The 24,368-nt window shown below is 70.9% G+C and carries 27 protein-coding genes; 8 read left to right on the forward strand and 19 right to left on the reverse strand.

The window, feature by feature from the left end; genetic code table 11:
• Positions 1 to 53: 53 nt before the first annotated feature.
• From UG56_RS17545 to UG56_RS17585, 9 genes are all read right to left on the reverse strand, one after another.
• Positions 54 to 986, reverse strand: a complete 933-nt coding sequence (locus tag UG56_RS17545) for a 2-hydroxyacid dehydrogenase (RefSeq protein WP_045547882.1) — start codon at positions 984 to 986, stop codon at positions 54 to 56.
• Between the two features lie 27 nt (positions 987 to 1,013).
• Entirely contained in the window at positions 1,014 to 1,646 is a 633-nt protein-coding gene (locus UG56_RS17550) for a maleylpyruvate isomerase family mycothiol-dependent enzyme (protein WP_045547883.1), read from the reverse strand.
• Positions 1,646 to 2,125, reverse strand: a complete 480-nt coding sequence (locus tag UG56_RS17555; RefSeq protein ID WP_045547884.1) for an SRPBCC family protein — start codon at positions 2,123 to 2,125, stop codon at positions 1,646 to 1,648. The genes UG56_RS17550 and UG56_RS17555 overlap by 1 nt, the downstream gene beginning before the upstream one ends.
• Positions 2,122 to 2,439: an ArsR/SmtB family transcription factor gene (locus UG56_RS17560; RefSeq protein ID WP_045547885.1), complete on the reverse strand. Its 318-nt coding sequence runs from the start codon at positions 2,437 to 2,439 to the stop codon at positions 2,122 to 2,124. The genes UG56_RS17555 and UG56_RS17560 overlap by 4 nt, the downstream gene beginning before the upstream one ends.
• Positions 2,440 to 2,498: 59 nt before the next feature.
• Positions 2,499 to 3,605, reverse strand: coding sequence for a serine hydrolase domain-containing protein (locus tag UG56_RS17565; RefSeq protein WP_045547886.1), 1,107 nt, complete (start codon positions 3,603 to 3,605; stop codon positions 2,499 to 2,501).
• An 89-nt stretch (positions 3,606 to 3,694) separates the two neighbouring features.
• Positions 3,695 to 4,246: a TetR/AcrR family transcriptional regulator gene (locus UG56_RS17570; protein WP_052693336.1), complete on the reverse strand. Its 552-nt coding sequence runs from the start codon at positions 4,244 to 4,246 to the stop codon at positions 3,695 to 3,697.
• 49 nt (positions 4,247 to 4,295) lie between these two features.
• Positions 4,296 to 5,540 (reverse strand): deoxyguanosinetriphosphate triphosphohydrolase, encoded by a 1,245-nt coding sequence (locus tag UG56_RS17575; RefSeq protein ID WP_045547887.1) that lies wholly within the window; start codon positions 5,538 to 5,540, stop codon positions 4,296 to 4,298.
• 17 nt (positions 5,541 to 5,557) lie between these two features.
• On the reverse strand, positions 5,558 to 6,961 hold the full coding sequence (locus UG56_RS17580) for a CitMHS family transporter (RefSeq protein WP_045547888.1): 1,404 nt from the start codon (positions 6,959 to 6,961) through the stop codon (positions 5,558 to 5,560).
• Positions 6,962 to 7,095: 134 nt separating this feature from the next.
• Positions 7,096 to 7,557, reverse strand: a complete 462-nt coding sequence (locus UG56_RS17585) for an Rrf2 family transcriptional regulator (RefSeq protein WP_045547889.1) — start codon at positions 7,555 to 7,557, stop codon at positions 7,096 to 7,098.
• Positions 7,558 to 7,635: 78 nt separating this feature from the next.
• Between UG56_RS17585 and UG56_RS17590 the strand changes: the two genes are divergently transcribed.
• Together UG56_RS17590 and UG56_RS17595 are read left to right on the forward strand one after the other, a co-directional pair.
• Positions 7,636 to 8,478 carry an SDR family oxidoreductase gene (locus UG56_RS17590; RefSeq protein ID WP_045547890.1) on the forward strand — a complete coding sequence of 281 codons (843 nt, stop codon included), beginning with the start codon at positions 7,636 to 7,638 and terminating at the stop codon, positions 8,476 to 8,478.
• A gap of 84 nt (positions 8,479 to 8,562) precedes the next feature.
• The gene (locus UG56_RS17595; RefSeq protein WP_045547891.1) at positions 8,563 to 9,036 is read left to right on the forward strand and encodes a cupin domain-containing protein; all 474 of its coding nucleotides are present in this window, start codon (positions 8,563 to 8,565) and stop codon (positions 9,034 to 9,036) included.
• Positions 9,037 to 9,150: 114 nt separating this feature from the next.
• Here UG56_RS17595 and UG56_RS17600 read toward each other — a convergent pair whose 3' ends face one another.
• The 5 genes from UG56_RS17600 to UG56_RS17620 all read right to left on the reverse strand — a co-directional run bounded on the left by UG56_RS17600 (position 9,151) and on the right by UG56_RS17620 (position 14,853).
• Positions 9,151 to 10,140 (reverse strand): hypothetical protein, encoded by a 990-nt coding sequence (locus UG56_RS17600; RefSeq protein WP_071327166.1) that lies wholly within the window; start codon positions 10,138 to 10,140, stop codon positions 9,151 to 9,153.
• A 221-nt stretch (positions 10,141 to 10,361) separates the two neighbouring features.
• Positions 10,362 to 11,189 carry a mucin-2 protein gene (locus UG56_RS27580; protein WP_256206711.1) on the reverse strand — a complete coding sequence of 276 codons (828 nt, stop codon included), beginning with the start codon at positions 11,187 to 11,189 and terminating at the stop codon, positions 10,362 to 10,364.
• 312 nt (positions 11,190 to 11,501) lie between these two features.
• Entirely contained in the window at positions 11,502 to 12,638 is a 1,137-nt protein-coding gene (gene dusB, locus UG56_RS17610) for a tRNA dihydrouridine synthase DusB (RefSeq protein WP_084101226.1), read from the reverse strand.
• 38 nt (positions 12,639 to 12,676) lie between these two features.
• Positions 12,677 to 13,360 carry a hypothetical protein gene (locus UG56_RS17615; RefSeq protein WP_143055088.1) on the reverse strand — a complete coding sequence of 228 codons (684 nt, stop codon included), beginning with the start codon at positions 13,358 to 13,360 and terminating at the stop codon, positions 12,677 to 12,679.
• 92 nt (positions 13,361 to 13,452) lie between these two features.
• Positions 13,453 to 14,853, reverse strand: a complete 1,401-nt coding sequence (locus UG56_RS17620; RefSeq protein ID WP_045547894.1) for a glycine--tRNA ligase — start codon at positions 14,851 to 14,853, stop codon at positions 13,453 to 13,455.
• Positions 14,854 to 15,001: 148 nt separating this feature from the next.
• On the opposite strand from UG56_RS17620, the gene UG56_RS17625 reads away from it, so the two are divergent.
• Both UG56_RS17625 and UG56_RS17630 read left to right on the forward strand, forming a co-directional pair.
• Positions 15,002 to 15,868 carry an SCO6745 family protein gene (locus UG56_RS17625; RefSeq protein ID WP_071327167.1) on the forward strand — a complete coding sequence of 289 codons (867 nt, stop codon included), beginning with the start codon at positions 15,002 to 15,004 and terminating at the stop codon, positions 15,866 to 15,868.
• Positions 15,869 to 15,909: 41 nt separating this feature from the next.
• Entirely contained in the window at positions 15,910 to 16,242 is a 333-nt protein-coding gene (locus tag UG56_RS17630; protein ID WP_143055089.1) for a hypothetical protein, read from the forward strand.
• A 120-nt stretch (positions 16,243 to 16,362) separates the two neighbouring features.
• Here UG56_RS17630 and uppS read toward each other — a convergent pair whose 3' ends face one another.
• The 5 genes from uppS to UG56_RS17655 form a co-directional block, all read right to left on the reverse strand.
• Positions 16,363 to 17,052 carry a polyprenyl diphosphate synthase gene (gene uppS / locus UG56_RS17635; RefSeq protein ID WP_045552060.1) on the reverse strand — a complete coding sequence of 230 codons (690 nt, stop codon included), beginning with the start codon at positions 17,050 to 17,052 and terminating at the stop codon, positions 16,363 to 16,365.
• The gene (locus UG56_RS17640; protein WP_052694271.1) at positions 17,052 to 17,597 is read right to left on the reverse strand and encodes a GrpB family protein; all 546 of its coding nucleotides are present in this window, start codon (positions 17,595 to 17,597) and stop codon (positions 17,052 to 17,054) included. Before UG56_RS17640 ends, uppS begins: the two co-directional genes overlap by 1 nt.
• A 25-nt stretch (positions 17,598 to 17,622) precedes the next feature.
• The gene (locus UG56_RS17645) at positions 17,623 to 18,081 is read right to left on the reverse strand and encodes a hypothetical protein (protein ID WP_143055090.1); all 459 of its coding nucleotides are present in this window, start codon (positions 18,079 to 18,081) and stop codon (positions 17,623 to 17,625) included.
• Positions 18,082 to 18,160: 79 nt separating this feature from the next.
• Positions 18,161 to 18,736: a GNAT family N-acetyltransferase gene (locus tag UG56_RS17650; protein WP_045551763.1), complete on the reverse strand. Its 576-nt coding sequence runs from the start codon at positions 18,734 to 18,736 to the stop codon at positions 18,161 to 18,163.
• A 16-nt stretch (positions 18,737 to 18,752) separates the two neighbouring features.
• The gene (locus UG56_RS17655) at positions 18,753 to 19,988 is read right to left on the reverse strand and encodes an alpha/beta fold hydrolase (RefSeq protein ID WP_045551764.1); all 1,236 of its coding nucleotides are present in this window, start codon (positions 19,986 to 19,988) and stop codon (positions 18,753 to 18,755) included.
• A gap of 131 nt (positions 19,989 to 20,119) precedes the next feature.
• On the opposite strand from UG56_RS17655, the gene bioB reads away from it, so the two are divergent.
• Genes bioB through bioD form a run of 4 tightly spaced genes read left to right on the forward strand, consistent with a single transcriptional unit; the run spans position 20,120 to position 24,359 of the window.
• Positions 20,120 to 21,289, forward strand: a complete 1,170-nt coding sequence (gene bioB / locus UG56_RS17660; protein WP_045551765.1) for a biotin synthase BioB — start codon at positions 20,120 to 20,122, stop codon at positions 21,287 to 21,289.
• The gene (locus tag UG56_RS17665; RefSeq protein ID WP_084101228.1) at positions 21,270 to 22,580 is read left to right on the forward strand and encodes an adenosylmethionine--8-amino-7-oxononanoate transaminase; all 1,311 of its coding nucleotides are present in this window, start codon (positions 21,270 to 21,272) and stop codon (positions 22,578 to 22,580) included. Before bioB ends, UG56_RS17665 begins: the two co-directional genes overlap by 20 nt.
• Before the next feature lies 1 nt (position 22,581).
• Positions 22,582 to 23,715, forward strand: coding sequence for an 8-amino-7-oxononanoate synthase (locus tag UG56_RS17670; RefSeq protein ID WP_071327170.1), 1,134 nt, complete (start codon positions 22,582 to 22,584; stop codon positions 23,713 to 23,715).
• The gene (gene bioD / locus UG56_RS28425) at positions 23,712 to 24,359 is read left to right on the forward strand and encodes a dethiobiotin synthase (protein ID WP_045552090.1); all 648 of its coding nucleotides are present in this window, start codon (positions 23,712 to 23,714) and stop codon (positions 24,357 to 24,359) included. The genes UG56_RS17670 and bioD overlap by 4 nt, the downstream gene beginning before the upstream one ends.
• The last annotated feature ends 9 nt before the right edge of the window (positions 24,360 to 24,368 follow it).

A 24,368-nucleotide genomic window follows, 5' to 3' on the forward strand; every position in this document is an offset into this window, starting at 1 on the left:
TAGCGAACTGCCTATTACTCGCGGGTATATGGGCAGTTCGCTACCGGACTACCTCAGTAGTCCCCCGACATCACGTTCGCCAGCGGCTCCCCCGCGGCGAACCGCTCGAGCTGCTCGCGGACGACCCGGTAGGCGCGCGGCCACATCGCACTGGACGCGCCGCCGACGTGCGGGGTGATGAGCAGGTTGGGCGAGCTCCACAACGGGCTGTCGGCCGGGAGCGGCTCGGTCTCGGCGACGTCGATGGCCGCGTGGATCCGCTCGGTGGCGAGCGCGGCGACCAGGTCGTCGGTCACGACCACACCACCGCGGGCGACGTTCACCAGCAGCGCGCCGTCCTTCATCCAGCCCAGGAACTCGCTGTCGACCAGGCCCCGGGTCTCGTCGGTCAGCGGCGTGACCAGCACGATCACGTCGGCCTCGGGCACGAGGTCGGCGATCTCGTCGAAGCCGTGCACGCCGTCGCGGGCGGTGCGGGCGACCCCGACGACCTCGGTCTCGAACGGGAGCAGCCGCGCCTCGATCGCCCGGCCGATGGCTCCGTAGCCGACGATCAGGACCCGCTTGTCGGCCAGCGACGGGAACCAGCCCGGCCGCCAGGCGTGCTCGTCCTGATGACGTACGTGACCCGGGATGCCCCGCAGCGACGAGAGGATCAGGGTGACGGCGAGCTCGGCGGTCGAGGTGTCGTGGATCCCGCGACCGTTGCAGAGCGTCACACCCTCGGGGATGTGGCCGCGGGCGGCGTCGACCCCGGCGGTGAGCAGCTGCACCACCTGGAGCGACTTCATCTGGCTGACCACGTCGAAGATGCGCGAGCCGAGCATGTAGGGCGGCAGGTAGAAGGCCACCTCGCCGACCGAGTCCGGCACCTCCACGTGGGAGCCGGCGAAGCGGGTGTGATCGAAGAGCTCGAAGCGGAGACCCGCGGGCACCGTGCCCAGCTCGGAGGGGTCGAAGGGCAGCCAGACGAGGGGATCGCTCACCGTCGTGAGACTACTCAGCCGCCCGGCTCAGCTCGCACCCACCCGATCAGCCAACCTCGCCTTCCCCGCGCCCGTCAGCTCGGGCAGCGCGTGCGCCCGTCCGCAGACCGCCATCAGCAGCGCCTCGCCCGGGCCGGTGACCTCCGGACCGCTCCCGTACGACCAGTCGAGATCGGTGGCGACCAGCCTCAGCCCCTGGCCGTTCTGCTTCGCCGGCAGCGGCGGCGCGATCATCGCGAACCCCAGCACCGGAACCAGACGCTCGGACGGCACCTGGCGCGGCAGGTCGAGCGCGCGCCGGATGTCCTGGTGGTGGATCAGGCCGTCGGTGAGCCCGATCCGGGCATCGGCCACCGCCGTCGGACCCGACGGCTTCGCATGGGCACGCACGTACGCGACGAGCTCGTCCGGAGTCTTGGACCCGAACTCCTCCAGCCGGCGCGCGTTCATGCTGCCGAACTTGAACCCCTGCCGCACGAACCCGCCGATGAAGCGCAGCATGCCGACCTCCTCGTAGCTGATCAGGTGCGCGACCACGTCGCGCACCGTCCAGCCCTGACACAGCGACGGCCGGTCCCACTGCTCCGGGGTCAGCGTCTCCAGGAAGTCGGCGAGGTCGTGCCGCTCGGCGGTCGCGAGCGCGGTGCGGTTCACACCCATCACGCCTCCGCGAGAGCCCGGAAGCGCTCCAGGTAGATCCCCCAGGCGCTGTCCCCGGCGGCCCGGTCGCGCCAGCCCTGCCACCCGGCGCCGTGCCGGTCGAGGTGGCGGTGCTCGAGGCGTACGTGGGTCTGCTCGGGCCCCACCGAGGTGAAGGTGAACTCGACCTCGCTGCACCGCGCCGGGTCGGGTTCGAGCTGGAAGGCGGGGGTGATGTCCCAGGAGATGACCAGCCGGTGGGGCGGCTCGACGACCAGGACGCGCGCCCACTGACAGGTGCTGCCGTCGACACCCCGGTCGTAGACGCGCCCGCCGGCCCGGGGCTCGAGCACCGTCTCGGCGATCTCGACGGGGAGCATGTTGTGCTCGCGCGGCTTGATCCGGTCGAAGTCCTCGGTGAAGACCTTGAAGGCATGCTCGACCGGTACGTCGACGGTGATCTCCAGGTCCACGGAGGTGGGTTCACGGGTGATGCTCATTGCGGCTCCTTCGCTGCCAGGTAGCTGGCCTCAGCCACCTGCTTGAACGAATGCAACGCCTGGGTCCAGTAGGTCTCCAGCTCGGCGCGCAGCTCGGCCAGGCCCTCGAGCCGGGCCTGGTAGATCCGTCGCCGGCCGGCCGGGGTCATCGACACCAGGCCGGCCTCGCGCAGGATCTTCAGGTGCTGGGACACCGCGGCCATGCTCACCGGCATCGCGTCGGCGATCTCGCCCACCGAGCACGGCCCGGCAGCCACCCGAGCCAGGACCTGGCGGCGGGTGGAGTCGGAGACGGCGTACCAGACATCGGTCACAACATTTAAGGTAGTGCTTAAATGTCGTGACCGCAATGCCGGCCGAGTTCTCCGTCGAGCTACCCGGCCATCGCCAGCCCGAGGAACTCGAGCAGGGCGAGGTCGATCGGGTGCGGCTGCGGCACCCCGGAGGCGTCGAGCCGGTTCCACCGCTGCTCGTTGACGGCGAGCGAGACCTGACGGCGGCCGTCCTCGCTGGTCATCGACACCGCACCCGCGCCCCACGCGCTGCCGTCGTGACCCCAGAAGGTCCCCAGCCCCGGCCGCTGCGTCCGGTGCAGACCGAGCCCGTAGTCGACCGTCGACCCGTCGAAGGCGATGACGGGGTGCGTCTGCTGCATCTGCTCCAGCGACGACGGCGAGACCACCTCGCCGGCCAGCAGCAGAGCGAAGAACCGGTTCATGTCGGCCACCGTCGAGACCAGCGAGGCCGCCGGCCCGACCCAGGACATGTCGAAGACGCTGAAGTCGCGGGGCGGGTCGAACATCCCGAACCAGTTCTCGTACATCTTCGGGTGCAGGCCCTCGAGCCGCGGGTCGGTCGGCAGCTCGGAGCCGGTCAGCCCCAGCGGCGTGATGATCGAGTCGGTGATGTGCCGTTCCGCGTCGATGCCGGTGACCAGCTCGAGCAGCTGACCCAGGAGCAGGTAGCCGGTGTTGGAGTAGACGCCAGGGCTGCCGCCCGGAGCGCACACCGGCGGAGCCGCGACCCCCATCGCGATCAGCTCGACCGGGTCGAACCGGGTGAACTGGTTGTCCGCGATGCTCTCCGGACTCGTCTCGGCGACCACCGGCATCGCCCGCAACGAGGGATAGGCGTACGGCAGATAGTCGGCGAGCCCGCTCGTGTGACCCAGCAGCATCCGCACCGTGATCGTGGCCCCGCGCTCGCCCGGAACCAGGCGCGGCAGGTAGTGGCCGATCGGCTTGTCGAGGTCGATCTCGCCCGCCTCGCACTGACGCATCACGGCGGCGGTGGTGAGCGTCTTGACGACGCTGCCGACCCGCAGCCGCATCCGCGGCACCATCGGACGGCCGGTGTCGATGTCGGCGACACCGGCCGCCCCTTCCCAGGACTCCTCGTCCTGCCGTACCTCCGCGACGATGCCGGCGAGGCCGGCCTCGTGCACCCGGTCCAGGGCTTGCTGCAGCTTCTCGATGTTCATGACGGCTCCTTTCCTCTACGTCTGTAGAGGACTCTACAGGTGTAGAGGAGGAGCCAACAGAATTCGAGGAGGGGCCAGGAGCGGTCCGGTCAGGCAGTGACGGCGCGGAGCAGGCGCGGCACGTTGGCCCTGATCACGGCGGCCGCATCCTCGGCGCTCTCCGTCCGGGTGACCGCGTCGAAGAGCAGCCCGTTGAGCAGCGTGACCAGGTCCTTCGCCCGGGCGCCGGGCTCGTCGACGCCCATCAGGGCGAGCTGCTCCCGGAGGACGCCCCGGAAGACGTCCTGGCGGGCGACCAGGGCCGTACGCAGCTCGGGGCGGCGCACCGCCTCGAGGGCCAGCTCGAAGCGCGCCAGCTGGCGGTCGCGCCCGGTCGTCACCCATCCCTCGAGGACGCCGGCGATCCCCTTCGCGGCGGCGTCGATGTCGTCGAAGGAGGTCACCTCCATCTCGGCGGTGTCGACCTCGGTCGCCCGCTCGACGACGGCCTGGAGCAGCGCATGGCGGGTGCGGAAGTAGTAGGACGTCGACCCCTCGGAGACACCGGCCTCCTTGTCGACGGCGCGATGGGTCAGCCCGCGCATCCCGTCGCGCGCCAGTGTGACGATGGCCGCGTCGGCCAGCTCCTCACGACGTCCCACGCCGCGCCTCCGTTCGCTCTACGTATGTCTCTACGCATGTAGAGCCCGATCATAGGCGCCGGCAGAGCCGCTCGTGCCAGGCCAGTGCGGTGATGTCGGTGAGCGAGGCGACCTGGTCGATGACGACGCGGAGCCGGGCGGCGTCGTCGGCCGCGGCCCGCCAGTCGTCGGCGAACTGCCGGTCGAGGTCGGCCGGCGCGGTGGCGACGAGGTGCTCGACCAGCTCACCGAGGACGCCTCGCTGGCGGTCCATCTTCGCGGCGCGCTCGTCGGTGCGCATCACGTAGTGCGCCGCGATCCCCTTCAGCAGCGCGATCTCCATCCGGGTCTGCTCCGGCACCACCAGGTCGGCGCCGTAGCGGACGTAGGGGCCGCCGCCGGCGGCGTACGTCGCCTCCCGCACCGCCCCGCAGAACCGGCCGATGACGTCGGAGGTCAGGTTCTTGAGCATGGCGCGGGAACGACGCGAGGCGTCGTACGCGGCACCGTCGGCGATCCAGCAGCCGGCGGCGCTCAGGTCGGCGATGGTCGAGACCGCGAGAGCGCGGTCGAAGCCGGGGACGTACCAGTCGGCGACCGTCTCGGCGACACCATCGAGGTCGAGCCGGGCGAGGTCGATCTTGCCGGCGACGATGCCGTCCTCGACGTCATGGACGGAGTAGGCGACGTCGTCGGAGAGGTCCATGATCTGCGCCTCGACGCACTGCCGCTCCCCCGCGTCCGCGGTGCGCAGCCAGGTGAAGACCGGCAGGTCGTCCTCGTAGACCCCGAACTTCGAGCCCTTCCGCTCGCCGAATCCCCACGGATACTTCGTGCACGCGTCCAGGGTCGCCCGGGTCAGGTTGAGTCCGACCGAGCGCCCCTCGGCGTCGAAGGTCTTCGCCTCGAGCCGGGTCAGGATCCGCAGCGTCTGGGCGTTGCCCTCGAACCCGCCGATCCCCTTCGCGTGCTCGGCGAGGACGCTCTCGCCGTTGTGCCCGAAGGGCGGGTGCCCGAGATCGTGCGCGAGGGCCGCCGTCTCGGCGATGTCGGGCTGTGGCGAGTCCGGCCCGTTCAGCGCACGCGACAGGTCCCGCGCGACCTGGGCGACCTCGAGGGAGTGGGTCAGCCGGTTGCGTACGAAATCGTCGGCCTGCGGCCCCACGACCTGCGTCTTCGCCGCCAGCCGCCGGGTCGAGGCGGCGTGCACCACGCGGGCGCGGTCGCGCTCGAACTGCGTACGCTCCGGCGCCGCCACCCGCTTGGGCGGCTCGGCGACGATCCGCTCGCGGTCGGCGGCCCCGTATAGCTCCACGCCCCGAGGCTAGCGGTCTACAGCGGGATCGCCGTGGTCAGCACCCCGATGACGAGCATCGTGAGCGAGACCGCGGCCGCCCGCCACAGCACCTTCTTGTGGTGATCGGCGAGCGGGACCCGGGCCAGGGTCACCAGCAGCAGGATGGCGGGCACGAGCGGGCTCTGCATGTGGAACGTCTGACCGGTGATCGAGGCGCGCGCCATCTCGGTCGGTGCGATGCCGTAGGACGAGGCCGCCTCGGAGAGGACCGGGAGGACGCCGAAGTAGAAGGCGTCGTTGCTCATGAAGAAGGTGAACGGGAGGCTGAGCACGCCGGTGACCACGGCCATGTGCGGGCCGAGCGCGGGCGGGATGATGTCGATCAGCCACCGCGCCATCGCCTCGACCATGCCGGTGCCCTGGAATACCCCGGTCAGCACGGCTGCCGCGAACACCATCGCCACCACGGAGACGATGCTCGGAGCGTGCCGGGTGATCGCCTCCTGCTGCTCCTTGACCTGCGGGAAGTTCACGACCAGCGCGATCGCGGCGGCGACCATGAAGAGCACCAGGATCGGCAGGACGTCGAGCACGAGCACGACCAGCAGCGCGGCGGTCAGGAGCCCGTTGAACCAGAACAGCCGCGGGCGCAGCGTCGAGCGCTTCGGGTCGAGACCCTCGGCGAACCAGTCGGAGCCGTCCTCGTCGTCCTCGTCGTCGTTGCGCGCCGCACCGCCGGCGCCGACGCCTGCCCCTCCGGAGACCCGTGCACCGGCACCGACCAGCACTCGCTCCTCGGCGGAGGTCATCTCGGTGAGCTCGAGCGAGCCGATCCGGCGGCGCTCCAGGTAGCCCAGGTGGGCCGCGAAGGCCAGCACGACGACCAGGCCGGCGATCATCGACGGGATCATCGGCACGAACACCTCGGAGGGCGAGACCCCGAGCGACGCGGCGGCGCGGGCGGTCGGGCCACCCCACGGCAGGATGTTCATCGCACCGTTCGCGAGGCCGGCCACGACGGTGAGCACGACCGGGCTGACGCCGAGCCTGAGATAGAGCGGGAGCAGCGCGGAGGTCACGATAATGAACGTGGTCGAGCCGTCGCCGTCGAGCGAGACCACCATCGCGAGCACCGCGGTCCCGACGACCAGACGCATCGGGTCGTGGCCGACCATCCGCAGGATCAGCCTCACCAGCGGGTCGAACAGGCCGACGTCGATCATGATCCCGAAGAAGATGATCGCGAAGAACAGCATCGCCGCGGTCGGCGCGAGCTCCTTGACGGCGTCGACGATCATGTCGCCGATCCCCAGGCCCGCCCCCGCGGCGATGCCGAACGCGACCGGCACCGCGATGAGCCCGACCACCGGGGTCGCCCGTCTGGACATGATCAGGAACATGAAGAGGGCGACCATCATGAAACCGAGTGCTACGAGCATTGCCATCCTGGTTCTCTACGCGGTGTGCTGACCGTCACGTGGTGACACCCGAGACTGTGGGTGACGCGCACCACAGGTCAACGTTGCCGACGTAACGGACGTTGTGGACGTTGCGGTCAAGCGCGAGACGTCGCTCAGGGCAGCAGGGCCGCGTAGTCCTCGGGGTCGAAGCCGGCGGTCGCCATCACGTCCTCGAGCGAGATCCGCTCGAGCTCGTCGAGGACGGCCCGGGCCAGCCGGCGGTCGAGGTCGACGAGGACGCCCTGGATGTTGGCGCCCACCGTGCAGGCGGGGTTGGGGCCGTGGATGCCGAGGATCTGGTCGTCGCCCTGCAGCACCTGCCACACCTGGGCGAGGTTCACCGTGGCGGGATCCGCTGCCAGCTCCCATCCCCCATGGGCGCCGGGCCGGGACCGCACCAGACCAGCCGTACGCAGCGGCCCCAGCACCTTGCGCACGTGGACCGGGTTCACGGCGGTGCTGCCCGCGAGCTCGTCGGAGCTGACCGGGGTCGTGCGGCCGGCGGCAGCGCACGAGGCGAGGTAGGTCAGGACATGGACGGCCACCGCGAAACGGGTGTTCGTCGGGCTGGCCATACCCCCATCTTGCCTTATTGCCATCGGTATGACTACATTTATGAAACCGTCATCGCTGTGACTACAGATAGGACTCTCATGACCATCGCCATCACCGGCGCCTCCGGCCACCTCGGCCGCCTCGTCGCCGACCAGCTCCTCGACACTGTCGACCCCGCCGAGGTCGTGCTCCTCACCCGCGACCCCGCCAAGCTCGCCGACTACGCCGCCCGCGGTGCCGACGTACGCGCCGCCGACTTCAGCAAGCCCGAGGAGCTCGTCGACGCCTTCGCCGGCGTCGAGCGTGCCCTGCTGATCTCGACCGACGCCGTCGGCGCCCGTGTCGAGGGCCACCTCGCCGCCATCGCCGCCGCCGCCAAGGCGGGCGTACGCCACATGGCCTACACCTCGATCTCCGAGCCGACCGCGGACAACCCCGCGGGCGTCGTCCCCGACCACGCCGCCACCGAGGACGCGCTGCGCGAGAGCGGCCTGGCGTGGACCATGCTGCGCAACAACCTCTACGCCGACATGCAGGTCGACACCGTCGCCCAGGCCGCCGCGAGCGGACAGCTGGTCACCAACTTCGGCGACGGCGGCGCGGCCTACGTCACCCGCGAGGACTGCGCCGCGGTCGCCGTCGGCGTGCTGACGAGCGAGGGACACGAGGGCAAGGCGTACGACGTGACCGGCCCGCAGGCCTACACCGCGACCGACCTGGCCGCGCTCGCCACCGAGCAGTCCGGCAAGCCGGTCGAGGTCGTCCAGGTCGACGACGAGGCCTACACCGCCGGCCTGGTCACCGCCGGGGTCCCGGACTTCATCGCCCCGCTGTTCACCTCGTTCGGCACGGCGACCCGCCTCGGCAAGCTCGCCACCGTGACCGACGTCGTCGAGAAGATCGGTGGCCGCAAGCCCACTCCCCTGAGCGCGCTGATCTGACGCCGAGATGCCGGGGTGTCGACGACCGTCGCACCCCGGCACCCTCGCGGCCCGACGGGTCTAGCATGGACGGAGGAGGACGCCATGACTCATCCGTTTGCGGTGCAGGCCGGCGAGGGCCCGACAGTCGCGACGCCCACGGGCGACCAGGTCACCATCAAGGCGGGCACCAAGGCCACCAACGGCTCGATGACGGTGCTCGAGTTCACCATGGGCCCGAAGCAGGGCCCCGCACTGCACACCCACCTCCGCGAGGACGAGCTCTGGTACGTCATCGACGGAGAGTTCCGCTTCAAGGCCGGTGACGCGATGCTCCAGGCGTCGACCGGCGGCTTCGCCTTCGGGCCACGCGGCGTGCCGCACTGCTTCCAGAACATCGGCGAGACACCCGGCCGGCTGCTGGTGATCACCACGCCGTCGGGGCTGGAACGGTTCTTCGAGCAGGGCGCAGAGGTGCTGGTCTCCGAGCCGGTCGACCCGGAGGCCCTCGCCCAGCTGGGACACGCCAACTGGCTCGACTTCGTCGGTCCGCCGCTGCAGTTCTCCGACCCCCTCTGAAGCCCGCCACGAGACGTCGAGTCGGCTCGAACTGACCGACAATCCCGCCGAGTCGGCGCGTCCTGACGCGCCGACTCGGCGGGCTTTTCCGTCAGGATGAGCCGACTCGGCGGGTCAGTTGACCGCCACGTGGACGTGGTCGTAGTGGTTGGCGGTCGGGTCGCCGCGGTCCTCCATCAGCCGCCAGCCCTCGTCGGCGCGGACCGGCGTCCAGATGTGCTGGTACCAGATGATGTCGTAGATGTTCAGCTCCGCGGCGTGCTCCTGGACGAAGGCGGCGATCGCATCGCCGAGCTCCTTGTCGTCGGTCATGAAGTCGAGGGCCTTACCGTCGGCGTGCTCGCCGTGCGGGTCGTAGCCATAGGTGGTGCCCGAGGCGACCGCGGGGAACGCGTTGCAGACCGCGCGATAGAGGTCGACCGCGTCGGGGACCAGGCCGACCTCGACCGAGGCGTCGCCGCAGGCGGAGAAGTCCAGCCCCGCCGGGGCCTCCTCCGACGGTGACGGCGAGGGCGTCGGGGTCGGTGTGGGAGCGGGCTCGGGCGGCGGTTCGGGCTTGGTCCTGGCGAGGTTGCCCTCCGGGATCCAGACCCGGGTGCCCTCCAGGACGATCTCCTGGCGGCCACCCTCGTCGCGTCCGGTGTAGTAGACCGCACGACCGAGCTTCAGCTCGCCGAGCTCCTTGGCACGCTTTCCGTACGACGCGTAGACGGTGACGTCCTCCTGGACGTAGCGCAGCACCGCCTTCTGGGCACCACCGCTGACCGAGGTGGGCCGCTCGATCAGCGACTCGATCGTCGCGACCTGGCTGGGCGCGTCGGTGGTCGTCCCGCCGCCACGGTCGCCGCCGCGGCTGACCGTCGTCTCCCGGCCCGAGATCTCGCGGCGGTCGTTCGACATCCGGGTGTCCTCCCGGGTCGTCGGCAGCGCGGGGATCTTCGCCGCGGCCGCGGTCTGGGTCTCGATACGCCGCTCGGCCGGGGTCGGCAGCCGGATCCCGGACTTCTCCTCCACCAGGGAGATCACGGTGCCGGGGTCCGCCGCGGCCGCCCCGGCGGCCATCGCACCGCTGGTCGCGAACGTCACGATCCCTGCGGTCGCCACGGCATTCTTGGTTCTACGGACAGCTCGATAATCGCCTCTGTGGCTGGTGGCCACTGCGCAATCCTTCGCTCGACTACGTGGGGGGGCACCGAGTCAAGCACACACCTGTGGGGGTATCCCACGGTCGTCCGGAGACTTTTGCGAAGTTGTTAACCGGCCGCACAACGCGGGTCGGCCCGGGCTGAGAAGCCCGGGCCGACCTGCGTACAAGACCTGTCGCGTCAGTTGGTGGAGACGTGGACGTGGTCGTAGTGGTTGGCGGTGGTGGACCCGCGGTCCTCCATGTAGCGCCACCCCTCCGAGGCACGCACCGGCGTCCAGATCCGCTGGTACCAGATGATGTCGTAGAGGTTGAGCTCCGCAGCGTGCTGCTGCAGGTAGGCGGCGATCGCGTCGCCGAGCGCCTTGTCGCCGGTCATGAAGTCGAGCGCCTTGCCCGAGGAGTGCTCGCCGTGGGCGTCCCAGCCGCCGACGGTCATGGAGGCGACCTCCGGGAAGGCGTTGCAGACCGCGCGGTAGACGGTGACGGCGTCGGCGACCAGGCCGCTCTCGACCGAGGAGTCGCCACAGGCCGCCGTGCTGACACCCGCCGCGACGCCGGTGGTCTCCGGCTTCTCGTCGGTGAGGTGGCCGGTGGTCACCCAGGCGACCTCGCCGTCGTAGATGATCTCGTCGCGGCCGGACTCGGTGCGGCCGGTGGCGTAGACCACCTCACCCGCCTCGATCTCGCCGGCCTGGGTGGCGTGCTTGCCGTAGGCGGACCACAGGTTGAGCGTCTCGTCGGTCCAGCGCTTGAGCGCCTTCGCCGTGCCGGTCTCGACCTGCTCGGGCCCCTTGGTCAGCGTCTCGACCGAGGAGACCGACTCACGGTCGCCCCCGTCACGGCTGACGACGGTCTCCCGTCGGTCCCCGGCGACGCGCGCGTCGTCACGGGTGCTCGGCACATCGGCCTTGGTCGAGGAGAGGGAAGCGCCTGCGTTCTTGGCGATCAAGGAGGTGGGCTCCGCGAAGGCGGCTCCGGCACCGACTGCCACTCCGGTCGCGAGCACCGCGACCCCTGCGCTGGCAACTATTGATTTGGTCTTACGGACGGCCCGAGTGTCGCCTCTGTGGCTGCCTGCCACACGCAATTCCTTTGCTCGACTACATGGTCTGTGCGCGAGCGTTTCCCACGGTTTCAACGCATGAAACTCGTCGAAGGTTGTGCTGGTGGGGGCTCGGCACGCCCATGAGTACAGCACACACGAGAGGGGGTATTCCAATTCCCTTACCGAGTTTTTGCGTTGTTTTGTACCTGTCGGGCGACTGATTCCGAAGCCTCGGAATGGCCGTTCGGAGCCCTCAGAAGGGGCCTCGGAGCCTCAGCCGCCGGAGGTCTCCGCGACGTTCTCGGCGAACCCGCAGCCACGCCCGTCGGCGTCGTCCAGCCACCCCTCAGGAAGCACCACCTTGTCGCGCGGCGCGCCCTGGCGCCCGCGCGGCGCACCCAGCTGTGACGAGGGGAAAGGCTCGTTCCGGTCGAGCTGGTCCAGCATCTTGTCGAGGTCGGCGAGGCTGTTCACCAGGCCGAGGGTGCGACGCAGCTCGCCACCGGCCCCGAAGCCCTTGAGATACCAGGCGATGTGCTTGCGGATCTCCTTGCAGCCGCGCTCCTCACCCATGTGGTCGCAGAGCAGCTCGGCATGGCGCCGCATGATGTCGGTCACTTCTCCCAGGGTGGGCAGCACCTTGACACTGTCACCGGCGAATGCGGCCGCCAGATCGCGGAAGAGCCAGGGGCGCCCGAGGCAGCCGCGTCCGATGACGACACCGTCCACACCGGTCTCCTCGACCATCCGGATCGCGTCGGCCGCCTCCCAGATGTCGCCGTTGCCGAGCACCGGGATGTCGACCGACGCCTTCAGCTCCGCGATGGCGTCCCAGTCGGCGGTGCCGGAGTAGGCCTGGGCGACCGTACGTCCGTGCAGCGCGATCGCCGCGGCGCCGCTCTCCTGGGCGATCCGGCCGGCGTCCATGTAGGTCAGGTGGTCGTCGTCGATGCCCTTGCGGGTCTTCATCGTCACCGGTACGTCGTAGGGCTCCGCCGCCCGCACCGCGTGCTCCAGGATCTCCCCGAGCAGACCGCGCTTGTAGGGAAGGGCTCCCCCGCCGCCCTTGCGGGTCACCTTGGGCACCGGGCAGCCGAAGTTGAGGTCGACGTGCGCCACCCCGTAGTCGGCGCAGAGGATCTCGGTCGCCTTGCCGACGTAGACCGGGTCGGTGCCGTAGAGCTGCACGCTGCGTACGGTCTCGGCCTCGTCGAAGACGAGCATGTCCTTGGTGTGCTGATCGCCCTCGACCAGGCCGCGGGAGGTGATCATCTCGCAGACGTAGAGGCCGGCACCCTGCTCGGCGCACAGGCGCCGGAAGGCGGCGTTCGTGACACCGGCCATCGGCGCGAGCACCACAGGGGTGTCGACGGTGAGGCTGCCGAGCTCGAGAGGACCGGGGAGAGACATGCCCTCCATTGTCCGGCCAGCGGCGTGACGTACGAAATCTAAGAGGACGGGGAGGCGGAGGGAGAGCGGGAGGGCTTGGGCGCCACGTACGGCGTCGGCTCGCTCTCCCAGGTGATCGGGTCGAACTCCTCGTAGGGCCGGAAGCTCACGCCGACGAGCTTGCCCTGGTCGGGGACGAGCATGACCAGGCAGACGTTGACGCTGGCGCCGGGCCGGAACGGCTTGGGGAAGGTCTTGGGGTCACAGGGCTTGAACGGCTCCTTGAAGGCGGCCGCCTCGACCAGGTTGCCCTCGCCGTCGAGCCCCCACAGCGGCACGTCGTAGCCACCGAGGTCGGTCTCGCCGTCGTTCTTGATGGTGGCGCGGACGAAGTAGGGAGCGCGCTCCAGCGTCGCCTCGTCGAGCTTCCAGCCGGAGAAGGTCTGCTTGTAGGAGGTCGACTCCAGCTTCGCGACGGTGATCGAGAGCTTGCCGTCGACACCCTCCTTGGGCGTCCACTCGACCGTCGCGGTCTCACCGAGCCTGCGGTCGGCGCCCGGCTCGGTCAGCGCGCCCGGCGTCGGCGAGGCCGACGCGGACGGCGAGGCGGAGGCTGAGGCGGAGGCGCTCTCGGATGCCTTGGGTGCGTTCGTCCGCGGCGCGGTGCCGCTGCACCCCATCAGTGACATGGCGATGGCCACACCGGTGACGGCTGCGGCAAGTACGGACCCCGCTCGTTGCATGGGGACATCCTGCCCCACTCATCTCGGCATCCTGCGACAGGATGCCCCACGCAACGCTTACGACGCGGTAACGGTCTCGACGGTTCGCTCGCTCAGGCGCCGATCAGGCGCTCGGCGAAGTAGCGGGTCACACCCTCGAGCGGGATGCGCTCCTGCTTCATGGTGTCGCGCTCGCGGATGGTGACCGCGTCGTCCTCGAGGGTGTCGAAGTCGACGGTCACGCAGTACGGCGTACCGATCTCGTCCTGGCGGCGGTAGCGCTTGCCGATCGACTGGGAGTCGTCGAAGTCGACGGCCCAGTTCTGGCGCAGCTCGGCCGAGAGCGCCTTCGCCTTCGGGCTCAGCGCCTCGTTGCGGGACAGCGGGAGCACGGCGATCTTGACCGGCGCGATCCGGTGGTCGAGGCGGAGCACGACCCGCTTGTCGACGCCGCCCTTGGCGTTGGGCGCCTCCTCCTCGGCGTAGCCGTCGACGAGGAAGGTCATCAGCGCCCGGGTCAGACCGGCCGCGGGCTCGATGACGTAGGGCAGGTAGCGCTCGTTGTTGGCCTGGTCGAAGTACTGCAGGTCCTGGCCGGAGTGCTTCATGTGGGTGCCGAGGTCGAAGTCGGTGCGGTTGGCGATGCCCTCGAGCTCACCCCACTCGCTGCCCGGGAAGTTGAACCGGTACTCGATGTCGACGGTGCGCTTGGAGTAGTGGCTCAGCTTCTCCTTGGCGTGCTCGTAGTGGCGCAGGTTGTCGGGGTTGATGCCGAGGTCGGTGTACCACCGGGTGCGCTCGTCGATCCAGTACTGGTGCCACTCCTCGTCCTCACCCGGCTTGACGAAGAACTCCATCTCCATCTGCTCGAACTCGCGGGTGCGGAAGATGAAGTTGCCCGGCGTGATCTCGTTGCGGAAGCTCTTGCCGGTCTGCGCGATGCCGAACGGGGGCTTCTGACGGGTCGAGGTGACCACGTTGGCGAAGTTGACGAAGATGCCCTGCGCGGTCTCGGGACGCAGGTAGTGGAGGCCGCTCTCGTCCTCGATGACGCCGAGGTGGGTCTTGAGCATGCCGGAGAACTCGCGCGGCGGGGTCCAGGCCCCACGGGTGCCGCAGTTGGGGCAGGCCACGCTCTCGTTGATGTCGACCGAGTCGGGGTCGGCGATGCCCTTCTTCTCCGCGTACTCCTCCTGGAGGTGGTCGAAGCGGAACCGCTTGTGGCAGCTCTGGCACTCGACCAGCGGGTCGTTGAAGGTCTCCACGTGGCCGCTCGCCACCCAGGTCTGGCGGGGCAGGATGATGCTGGAGTCGAGGCCGACGACGTCGTCGCGCTGCTGCACCATCGCCTTCCACCACTGGCGCTTGATGTTCTCCTTGAGCTCGACACCGAGGGGGCCGTAGTCCCAGGCACTCCGGGTGCCGCCGTAGATCTCGCCGCTGGGGAAGACGAATCCGCGCCGCTTGGCGAGGGAGACGACGAGGTCAAGGGTCGATGCTGGCGGCTTTGCCACGATGAATGCTCTCTGCTCGAGGTGAGCCCGGCCGGCTGCCGGGCCTGGTGTCGGATAAATCGTATCCGTGGTGTCATCTTGTTATGTACGCCGCCCGCCGGGCCAATTCGCTCGGCGTTCCCGACCTGTGCCGATAACGTCGCTGGGCATGGAGCCGAACGCGCGTCGCCTGTGGAAGCTGCTCGAACCGATCCATGCGGTGGGTTACTTCTCACCCGAGCCGATCGCCCTGCTCAAGGAGGCCGGCTACCGCGGCTACTGGATGGGCTACTTCGCCGCCCGGTCCGCCCCGCTGGGGCCTGTTCCGGCCGAGGTCGTCCACGCGGTGTTCTACAACTTCGCCTTCCCGCACGTCTCCCGCGCGCTCCCCGACGCGTGGGGGTTCGCGCCGCCGGAGGCCGCCCACGAGGCCCGGCGCTCCGGCTCCGTCGCCGCGCTCCGCCGTCAGCTGGGCGCGCTCGCCGACTCCGACGACGTCGGGCGGGCCGCCTCGCTCGCCTCGCGGGCCGCCCTCGGCGCCCCGCTGGAGGGTCGGCCCCTGTACGCCGCGCTGCGCTCGCTCCCCCTCGGCGAGGACCCGCTGACCCTGCTGTGGGACGCGGCGACGCTGCTTCGCGAGCACCGTGGCGACGGCCATGTCGCCGCCCTGCTCACCGCCGCGATCGGTGGCCGCGAGTCCCACGTGTTCCACGCCCTCGCCACCGGCCTCTCCCCGTCGGTCTACGCCACCTCGCGCAACATCCACGAGACCGAGTGGGACTCCCTGGTCTCCGGGCTGCGCTCCCGCGGGCTCGTCACCGACGACGGCCGCTCCCTCACCGATGCCGGCCGGGAGACCAAGGCCGGGATCGAGTCGACGACCGATGCGCTCGCGGCCACGGCGTACGCCGCGCTGGAGCCGGCCGAGGTCGAGGAGCTCATCACCCTGCTGCGGCCGCTGACCAAGGCCGTCGTCGCCTCCGGCGAGATCCCCGGCCAGTCGCCGATGGGCCTCAACCTCGACGACGTCGACTAACCCCGTTGCCGACCGGAGGTCGGGAGATCATGCTGGGCACCATGGCGATGCCAGACCTCGATCCCCGGCTCACCCCGATCCTCGACCTGGCCCCGGCCGCCGCGGCACGACCCGGCGTCGAGGTCGACGAGGAGACCCTGCGCGAGATCTTCGAGGAGGCCGCGATGCTGCTCGACCTCGGCAACGTCCTCGACGAGCTCGACGACCACGACTCCGGCAGCGTGGTCGCGGGCCTGTGCGCCGACCTGCTCGCCGCGGACCCTGCCGCCAGCATCCGCGCTCATGCGGAGCTCGCCCTCGCCGACGATTCGCTGCACGACCGCGAGGCCGCCGCGGTCGCCTACCGGATGGCCGCCCACGCCCTGCGTCTCTGAGCGCCCCCGCCAACCCTGCCAGAACCGCGCACATGCAGGGTTCTGCCTTCCCGTCCGTGGATTCGGCGCGCAACTTGTCCGCATGTGCACGGTTGTTGCGCCCGGTCGGGCGGAGCGCGCCTAGCCGACGAGCGAGCGGCGCGCGGCGTACTGCTCCAGGGCGTCGGCGAAGTCGGCTTCGGTGAAGTCGGGCCAGAGCTTCTCGCTGACGACGATCTCGGCGTGGGAGGTCTGCCAGGGGAAGAAGCCGGAGAGGCGCTGCTCGCCGCTGGTGCGGATGACGAGGTCGATCTCCTTGACCGGGCCGCCGGGGAGCGCGGCGGTGATGGCCTGCTCGTCGATCTCGGTGGCGCCGCCGGCGATCGCGCGGCGGACGCCTTCGACGATGTCGCCGTGCGGGTCGTAGCCGATCGCCATCGTCAGGTGTGCCGGACGGTCGGCGGTCTCCCGCTCGGCGGCGCGCAGCGCCTCGGCCGCGTCGTCGGGCAGCAGGGAGAGATCGCCGGAGACGTGGAGGGCCCAGCGGTCGCTGCGTACGACGGTCTGCGGGAGCTTCTCGGCGAGGATGCCGAAGAGGTGGTCGACCTGCGACCTCGGGCGCTTGCGGATGTTGTCGGCGGAGAGGACGTAGGAGGTGAGGTGGTCGATCCGCCACCGGGTGCACCACCTCAGCAGGTCCTCGACGTGGTCGGCACCGGCGTCGTGCCCGGCGCCGGGGTCCGCGAAGCCGGCCTTCTTCGCCCAGCGGCGGTTGCCGTCCATGACGACGCCGACATGGGTCGGCAGCAGCTGGGGCCGCAGGCGGGCCATCAGCGGCTCGGGTCGTTGAGGGAGAGGATCTGGCGGCGCTCGGCGTCGGTGAGGTCGGCGACGGCGAGGATCTTCTGGAGGACGTCGGACTTGCGTGCGATGTAGGTGTCGATGTCCATGTCCGGGTCGGCGGCCAGCGCCAGCTTCACGGCGGCGTACTCGTCACGGAGGTCGTCCCGGCGGCGCAGGACCTCGCGGACGGCGAGGTGGTTGCGTACGTTGAGCGTGCCCGCGGCGCAGACGTAGACGTGGCGCGCCGGATCGTCGTCGGGGGCGAAGAAGGCCTCGCGGCCGGCGACGCCGAGGTCACCGCGGTGCCGGTAGCCGATGCGTACGAGCGCCTTGACCGCGGCCGGCACGTCCTCCGGCGCGACGATCACGTCGATGTCGAGGATGGGTTTGGCCGCGAGGCCGGGGACCGACGTCGAGCCGACATGCTCGACACTCGCGTCGGGGCCGTCGGCCAGAGCCTCCCTCAAGGTCTCGGCGACCTCCTCGAACCGGATCGGCCAACTCGGGTCGTACGCCCTCACCTCGATGCTCACAGGAACCAGAGTCTCGCAGGTCTGCTCAGGCTTCGACGGCAATACGCCGAAGGCCGGTGACCTTGCCGGCGACGGCGTCGGAGAGCGTGAGGACGAGCGCGGCCGGGGTCGCGGCGCCGACCAGGACCGCGGCGGTGACCGCCGGGCTCCCGGACAGGTCGAAGAGGAGCCAGGCCAGCCAGACGGCTCCGCCGGTGAGGAGCACGAGGATCGCGGCGCCGGCGAGGAGGCCCTTGGTGCCGCCCACGACCCGCGCCGCGAGCGCTGCGGGCGCCGCGATGGCCACGCAGAGCGCCCCGACGGCAGCACCGAGGACGACGAGCACCGGTCCCGCGAACGGCCCGCCCATCCCCTGGTCGCCGGCCACCGAGGCGACGAGGAGGCCGAGGTAGGCCAACCCCGCGAGCACCGGATAGGCGAGCCCGACGAGCACCATGGTGACGAGGAAGGATGCGGTGCGAACGGCGATCACGGGCAGACTCATGCGCCCATGATGCCCGGCACCTCTGCACGCCGCCGCGGGTGTCGGCCCTTCGTCGACGAACCGAGCGTCGGCCGACCGGTCAGCGGTCGGCAGCGCGCGCCTCGACCTGCGCGAGGCGGGGGTCGCGAAGACCGACGGCGTCATGCGCCCAGAACGCCTCGCAGTAGACCAGCGCGCCGGTCATCCAGGTCTCGTACGCAGGCAGCCTGGCCACCTGGAACGCCGGCCCCGGGATGCGGACCGACGGGGCGGTGAAGCCGAGCGGCGTCGCCGCCGAGAAGCCGCGGGAGCCGTAGTAGTCCCACCCTCCCTCGAGGAAGACCGCCGGAGCCTCGAGGCGCTCCGCCTCGGCGAGCGCCGCCGCGACCAGCGCCGTGCCGATCCCGACCCGCTGGCGGTCGGGACGCACCGAGAGCGGGCTCAGCACGAGCACCTCGACGAGCCGTTCGCGCGCGTCCACCCACGAGCGCGACAACGCGACGTGGCCCACGACGTCGCCGTCTGCGACCGCGACCAGGCTCGCCCGCATCGCACCGGAGCCGGCCAGGGCACGCAGCAGTCCCACGACCCGTCCGTCGGGCTGCTCCCCGAAGGCGCCGGCAGCGACAGCCTCGATCGCGCTCCGGTCGGCAGCGAGGGCGGCTCGGATCTCCACGGTCGTCCCTCCGCCGTCAGACCCGCCCGCGGACCATGCCGATGAGGCGGTCCAGGACCTCGTCGGGCGCGACGTGGACGCCGTTGTGGAGGTGGGCGTTGGTGATCCACGGCCGCAGCGTGGGGACGAGCTCGGCGGTGGCGAGGGAGTGCTCGCGCAGGACGTAGGGGTCGTCGTAGTAGACCGCCGCGGCGCACGGCACGTCGACGGCGGCGAGCGCATTCGGGTCGTAGAGGCGCGGCCACTCGCGCTCGGCGAGCAGGTCGGCCGCCTCGGCGAAGGGAGCCAGCAGCGGGTCCTCGCTCAGGTGCCACGGGAAGAGGTGCTCGGCCGTGAGCAGCGTGGGGTCCTCGTACGCCGCCGGCTGGACCCGCGCGGACGCCCAGCGCGTCGCCTGACCGTCGGCGTAGCAGGCCTCGTGGACGAGTACGTAGAGCGGCGAGTGTCCACTGAACGGCAGCAGCGAGGCGACCTCGTGCCCGAAGCCGAGGCCGGCCGGGTCGCGCTCGAGGAGGTAGTGGATCCGCTCGGAGCCACCCGTCATCCCGAGGAGGCTGCCGATGGAGCGCGCCTGGCGGGCGGAGAGCGGGCCGCCGTGCGGGAGCCGGATCTCGCCGGCGTCGCAGCGCTCGACCAGCGCTCGCATCCGGTCGCGATCGCCGGGGAAGCGGGCGTAATGGCGCTCGGTGAGCTCGATGGTGCGGGCGAAGGTCGCGGCGTAGACCTCGTCGACAGGCAGGCCGACCGGCGGCACTCCCCCGGTGAAGAGCACCTCGCGCAGCGACCCGGGGTGGGTCGAGAGGTAGCGCAGCGAGCAGAAGCCGCCGAAGGACTGCCCCAGCAGCGACCACCGCTCGATCCCCAGGTGGACGCGGAGGAGCTCGACGTCCTCGACGATCGAGTCCGCGCGGAAGTGGGCCAGGTGGTCGGCCTGCTCCTGCGGGCTCATCCCGGTCATCGCCGTCATCGGCGTCGACCGCCCGGTCCCCCGCTGGTCGAGGAGGATCACCCGGTAGTCCTGGAGCGCCCGCTCCAGCCACCCCGGCACCATCGGGAGGTCGATCGGCCGTGGGCTCTCCCCGCCGGGGCCGCCCTGGAGGAACAGCAGCGCGTCCCGGTCGTCGTGATCGCCCGGCCGGCGCACCTCGCGGGCGAAGACGGTCAGCGTCTCGGACCCGCCGCCGAGATGGTCCAGCGGCACCTCGATCTCGTGCTCGATCAGGACCAGTCCGGGGATCGTCTCGATGCGCACGGGCCGATCCTAGTGCCGATTCCCCTACCCGTCCGATGGACGCCGGCGTTGCGGTAACGGCCGGTACAACCTAACCTGAACGCCGTTCAGCTGAACGACGTTCAGGTAGCCATCCCGAGGAGACGCCCCGCATGACGACAGCCTTCGACCAGCTCGCCGACCGGATCCTGTCCGGCGGGGCCGCGACCGCCGAGGACGCGGTGGCGGTGCTGCGTACGCCCGACACGGAGCTGATGAACGTCGTCGCCGCGGCGGGGCGGCTGCGCCGCGAGCACTTCGGCAACACCGTGAAGGTGAACTACCTGGTCAACCTGAAGTCGGGGCTGTGCCCGGAGAACTGCAACTACTGCAGCCAGGCGCTCGGGTCGCAGGCGCCGGTGCTGAAGTACTCCTGGCTCTCCAAGGACGAGACCCTCGAGCAGGCTGGCGCGGGCCTGCGCGGTGGCGCGACCCGGGTCTGCATGGTCTCCTCGGGCCGCGGACCCTCGGACCGCGACATCGACAAGGTCGTCGAGATGACCTCGGCCCTCAAGGATGCGCACGAGGGCGTCGAGGTGTGCGCCTGCCTCGGACTGCTCAAGGGCGGGCAGGCCGAGCGGCTCAAGGCGGCCGGGGTGGATGCGTACAACCACAACATCAACACCGCCGAGTCCCACCACGACAACATCGTCCAGACCCACACCTACGAGGACCGCGTCGACACCATCGGCAAGGCCAAGGACGCCGGCCTCTCGCCGTGCTCCGGTCTGATCGCCGGCCTGGGCGAGACCGACGAGCAGCTCGTCGAGGCGCTCTTCGCACTCAAGGAGCTCGACGCCGACTCGATCCCGGTGAACTTCCTGATGCCGTTCGACGGGACGCCGTACGAGAACACCTGGGAGCTCTCCCCCGCCCGGTGCGTGAAGATCCTGGCGATGGCGCGCTTCGTCTGCCCCGACAAGGAGATCCGGATCGCCGGCGGCCGCGAGATGCACCTGCGCTCGCTGCAGGCCACCGCCCTCCACGTCGCCAACTCGATCTTCCTCGGCGACTACCTGACCTCCGAGGGCCAGGACGCGCTGGCCGACCTGGAGATGCTGCGCGACAACGGCTTCATCATCCTCGGCATGGACGAGACCGCCTTCGGTGAGCTGATCGAGGAGCACCGCGCCAAGGCCGCCGCCCGGGTCGCCGGTGGTTGTGGCAGCAGCTGCGGCGACGGCTGCGGCGGGGCCGCCGGGGCCTGCGGCGGTCACGACGAGCAGGAGCGCCCGGTGATCCGGCGCCGTGGAGCGGGGACCGATGTCGCTGCCAATGCTTGATCTGGGCGTTGATCGGGACACCGACCTGCTCGCCTTCGACCGCGAGCATCTCTGGCACCCCTACACCTCGATGACCGACCCGGCACCGGTGCGCCTCGTCACCGGCGCCGAGGGCGTACGTCTCCACCTCACCGACCACGACGGCGAGCGCCTCGAGGTCGTCGACGCGATGTCCTCGTGGTGGTCGGCGGTCCACGGCTATCGGGTGCCCGAGCTGGACGCCGCGCTCGCCGAGCAGGCCGGCCGGATGGCGCACGTGATGTTCGGCGGCCTGACGCACGCCCCCGCCATCGACCTCGCCCAGCGGCTCGTCTCGATCACGCCGGAGCCGCTCCAGCACGTCTTCCTCGCCGACTCGGGGTCGGTCAGCGTCGAGGTCGCGATCAAGATGGCGCTGCAGTCCCAGCGCGGTCGCGGACGCCCCGAGCGGACCCGGCTGCTGACCGTGCGCGGCGGCTACCACGGCGACACGTTCGGGTGCATGAGCACCTGCGACCCGGTCGGCGGGATGCACTCGATGTTCACCGAGATGCTCGCCCCGCAGGTCTTCGCCGAGCGTCCGCCGGCGCCGGGTGGTGACGTGGAGGCCTGGGCCGAAGGCGTACGTCAGGTCGCCGAGGCGCACGCCGACGAGCTCGCCGGGATCATCGTCGAGCCCCGGCTCCAGGGCGCGGGCGGGATGTGGGTCTACGACGACCGCTGCCTGGTCGTGCTCCGGGAGATCGCCGACGAGCACGGGCTGGTGCTGATCTTCGACGAGATCGCCACCGGCCTCGGCCGCACCGGCTCGCTCTTCGTATCGTCGCAGGTCACGCCGGACATCCTCTGCCTCGGTAAGGCACTGACCGGCGGCTACATGACCCTGGCGGCGGTGCTGACCACCTCCGAGGTCGCGCACGCGATCTCGCGCAGCGAGTCCGGTGTGCTCATGCACGGACCGACCTTCATGGGCAACCCGCTCGCCTGTGCGGTGGCGCTGGCCTCGCTCGACCTGCTGGCGTCCCGGGGCTGGGAGCAGGACGTGGCCCGCGTCTCCGGCGCGCTCTCGGCGGGCCTCTCCCCTCTCGCCGAGCTGCCGGGCGTCAGCGACGTCCGCGTCCTCGGCGCCGTCGGCGTGGTCCAGCTCGACCATCCGGTCGATGTCGCGAAGGCGACCGACGCCGCCCTGCGCGAGGGGGTCTGGGTCCGGCCGTTCCGCGACCTGATCTACACCATGCCGCCCTACGTCACCGGCACCGACGACCTCGCCCGGATCTGCCGCGCCGTCGCGGCTGCCGCGGAGGTGGCCTGAGATGAGCTGGCAGACCTGGCTGGAGGCAGCGGCCACGGCACGCGAGGAGGCCGGGCTGACCCGGCAGCTGCGGCCGCGCGGCCCTCATGACGCCACCTCGAAGGCGCACAGTATCGACCTGGCCGGCAACGACTACCTGGGACTGTCGGGGCACCTCGACGTACGCCGCGCCGCGGCCGAGGCGGCGATGCTCTGGGGCGGTGGCGCGGGTGCGTCCCGGCTGGTCACGGGAACCTTGACGCTGCACGGCGAGCTCGAGGCAGAGCTCGCCGACTGGCTCGGTCAGCCGGGCGCGCTGACGTTCTCGAGCGGCTACCACGCCAACCTCTCGGTCGTCAGCGCCCTGGCCGACAAGAGCGCCCACGTCGTCTCCGACGCGCACATCCACGCCTCGCTGATCGACGCCGTGCGCCTCTCCCGGTCCCAGCTCACCGTCGTCCCGCACAACAACGTCGCCGCGGTGCAGGCGGCGCTGGCCGCACGGCCGGGCGTCCGCACCCTCGTGCTCGCCGAGTCGGTCTACTCGGTCCTCGGCGACGAGGCGCCGCTCATCGAGCTGGCCGAGGTGTGCGCGGCGTACGGGGCCCTGCTGGTCGTCGACGAGGCCCACGGCGTCGGTGTCCACGGGCCGGGGCTCGTCGCCCGCCACGGCCTCGCCGGACGACCGGACGTGCTCGTCACCGCGACCCTCTCCAAGAGCCTGGGCAGCCAGGGCGGGGCAGTGCTCGGACCGCGCGCGGTCCTCGACCATCTGGTCAACACCGCCCGGCCGTTCATCTTCGACACCGGCCTGGCTCCTGCCTCCGCAGCCGCCGCGCTGGCCGCGGCGCGGGTCGCGCGGTCACGCCCGGAGCTCGCCGACACCATCCGCGCTCGGGTCACCGGGCTGGCCAAGACCCTGGGGGTCCCGGCCCCGGCCGGCGCGGTGCTGTCGGTGCCGGTGCCGTCGCCCGAGGCAGCGGTCGCGGCGCAGGCGGAGCTGCTCGCCGAGGGCGTACGCGTCGGCTGCTTCCGTCCGCCGTCCGTCCCCGACGGCGTCTCCCGGCTGCGCGTCACCGCCGGGGCGGGTGTCACCGACGAGGAGTGGGAGCGGGCGGCCAAGGCCATCGACGCGATCGTGGGTGGTGACCGATGAGCGGGCGGGTGGTGATCGTCACCGGCACCAGCACCGGCGTCGGCAAGACCGTCGCGACGGCGACGCTGGCCTCCCGGGCGCGGACGAACGGCGAGAAGGTCACGGTCGTCAAGCCGGTCCAGACCGGCACCGACGACGGCGACTGCGACGCCGCCGAGATCCAGCGGCTGACCGGGATCGAGGTCCACGAGCTGACCCGGCTCGGGGAGCCGCTCGCCCCCGACACCGCGGCCCGGCGGGCCGGGGTGGAGATCCCGCCGGTCGCTTCGTACGCCCCGACGATCTCGGCCCTGACCAGGGACAACGACCTCGTCCTGGTCGAAGGCGCCGGCGGCCTGCTGGTGCGGCTGGACACCGACGGCGGCACCCTCCTGGACCTGGCCGACGCGCTCCACCTCGGCGGCACCCCGACGTCCTTCGTCGTCATCACCTCGGCCGGCCTGGGCACCCTCAACCACACCGAGCTGACCGTGGCCGCGCTGCGCGCCCGCGGGTACGAGCCCGACGGGCTGATCATCGGCTCCTGGCCGGGCGATCCGGGGCTCGCCGAGCGGTGCAACCGCATCGACCTGCCGCGGGTGACCGGCGTACCCCTGCTCTTCGGCATCCCGGAAGGAATTGACAACCATTCTCAACTCGGCTGAGAATGGTTC

The organism is Nocardioides luteus, from assembly GCF_000960475.2.
Lineage (GTDB): Bacteria > Actinomycetota > Actinomycetes > Propionibacteriales > Nocardioidaceae > Nocardioides > Nocardioides luteus_A.

Coding starts and splice junctions, on each gene's coding strand:
- UG56_RS17565 (WP_045547886.1), bottom strand. CDS start 3,605: ATGAACATCGAGAAGCTGCAGCAAGCCCTGGACCGGGTGCACGAGGCC.
- UG56_RS17590 (WP_045547890.1), top strand. CDS start 7,636: ATGACCATCGCCATCACCGGCGCCTCCGGCCACCTCGGCCGCCTCGTC.
- UG56_RS17625 (WP_071327167.1), top strand. CDS start 15,002: ATGGAGCCGAACGCGCGTCGCCTGTGGAAGCTGCTCGAACCGATCCAT.
- bioB (WP_045551765.1), top strand. CDS start 20,120: ATGACGACAGCCTTCGACCAGCTCGCCGACCGGATCCTGTCCGGCGGG.
- bioD (WP_045552090.1), top strand. CDS start 23,712: ATGAGCGGGCGGGTGGTGATCGTCACCGGCACCAGCACCGGCGTCGGC.
- UG56_RS17615 (WP_143055088.1), bottom strand. CDS start 13,360: ATGCAACGAGCGGGGTCCGTACTTGCCGCAGCCGTCACCGGTGTGGCC.
- UG56_RS17550 (WP_045547883.1), bottom strand. CDS start 1,646: ATGGGTGTGAACCGCACCGCGCTCGCGACCGCCGAGCGGCACGACCTC.
- uppS (WP_045552060.1), bottom strand. CDS start 17,052: ATGGCCCGCCTGCGGCCCCAGCTGCTGCCGACCCATGTCGGCGTCGTC.
- UG56_RS17670 (WP_071327170.1), top strand. CDS start 22,582: ATGAGCTGGCAGACCTGGCTGGAGGCAGCGGCCACGGCACGCGAGGAG.
- UG56_RS17585 (WP_045547889.1), bottom strand. CDS start 7,557: ATGGCCAGCCCGACGAACACCCGTTTCGCGGTGGCCGTCCATGTCCTG.
- UG56_RS17555 (WP_045547884.1), bottom strand. CDS start 2,125: ATGAGCATCACCCGTGAACCCACCTCCGTGGACCTGGAGATCACCGTC.
- UG56_RS17630 (WP_143055089.1), top strand. CDS start 15,910: ATGGCGATGCCAGACCTCGATCCCCGGCTCACCCCGATCCTCGACCTG.
- UG56_RS17595 (WP_045547891.1), top strand. CDS start 8,563: ATGACTCATCCGTTTGCGGTGCAGGCCGGCGAGGGCCCGACAGTCGCG.
- UG56_RS17580 (WP_045547888.1), bottom strand. CDS start 6,961: ATGCTCGTAGCACTCGGTTTCATGATGGTCGCCCTCTTCATGTTCCTG.
- dusB (WP_084101226.1), bottom strand. CDS start 12,638: ATGTCTCTCCCCGGTCCTCTCGAGCTCGGCAGCCTCACCGTCGACACC.
- UG56_RS17665 (WP_084101228.1), top strand. CDS start 21,270: ATGTCGCTGCCAATGCTTGATCTGGGCGTTGATCGGGACACCGACCTG.
- UG56_RS17645 (WP_143055090.1), bottom strand. CDS start 18,081: ATGAGTCTGCCCGTGATCGCCGTTCGCACCGCATCCTTCCTCGTCACC.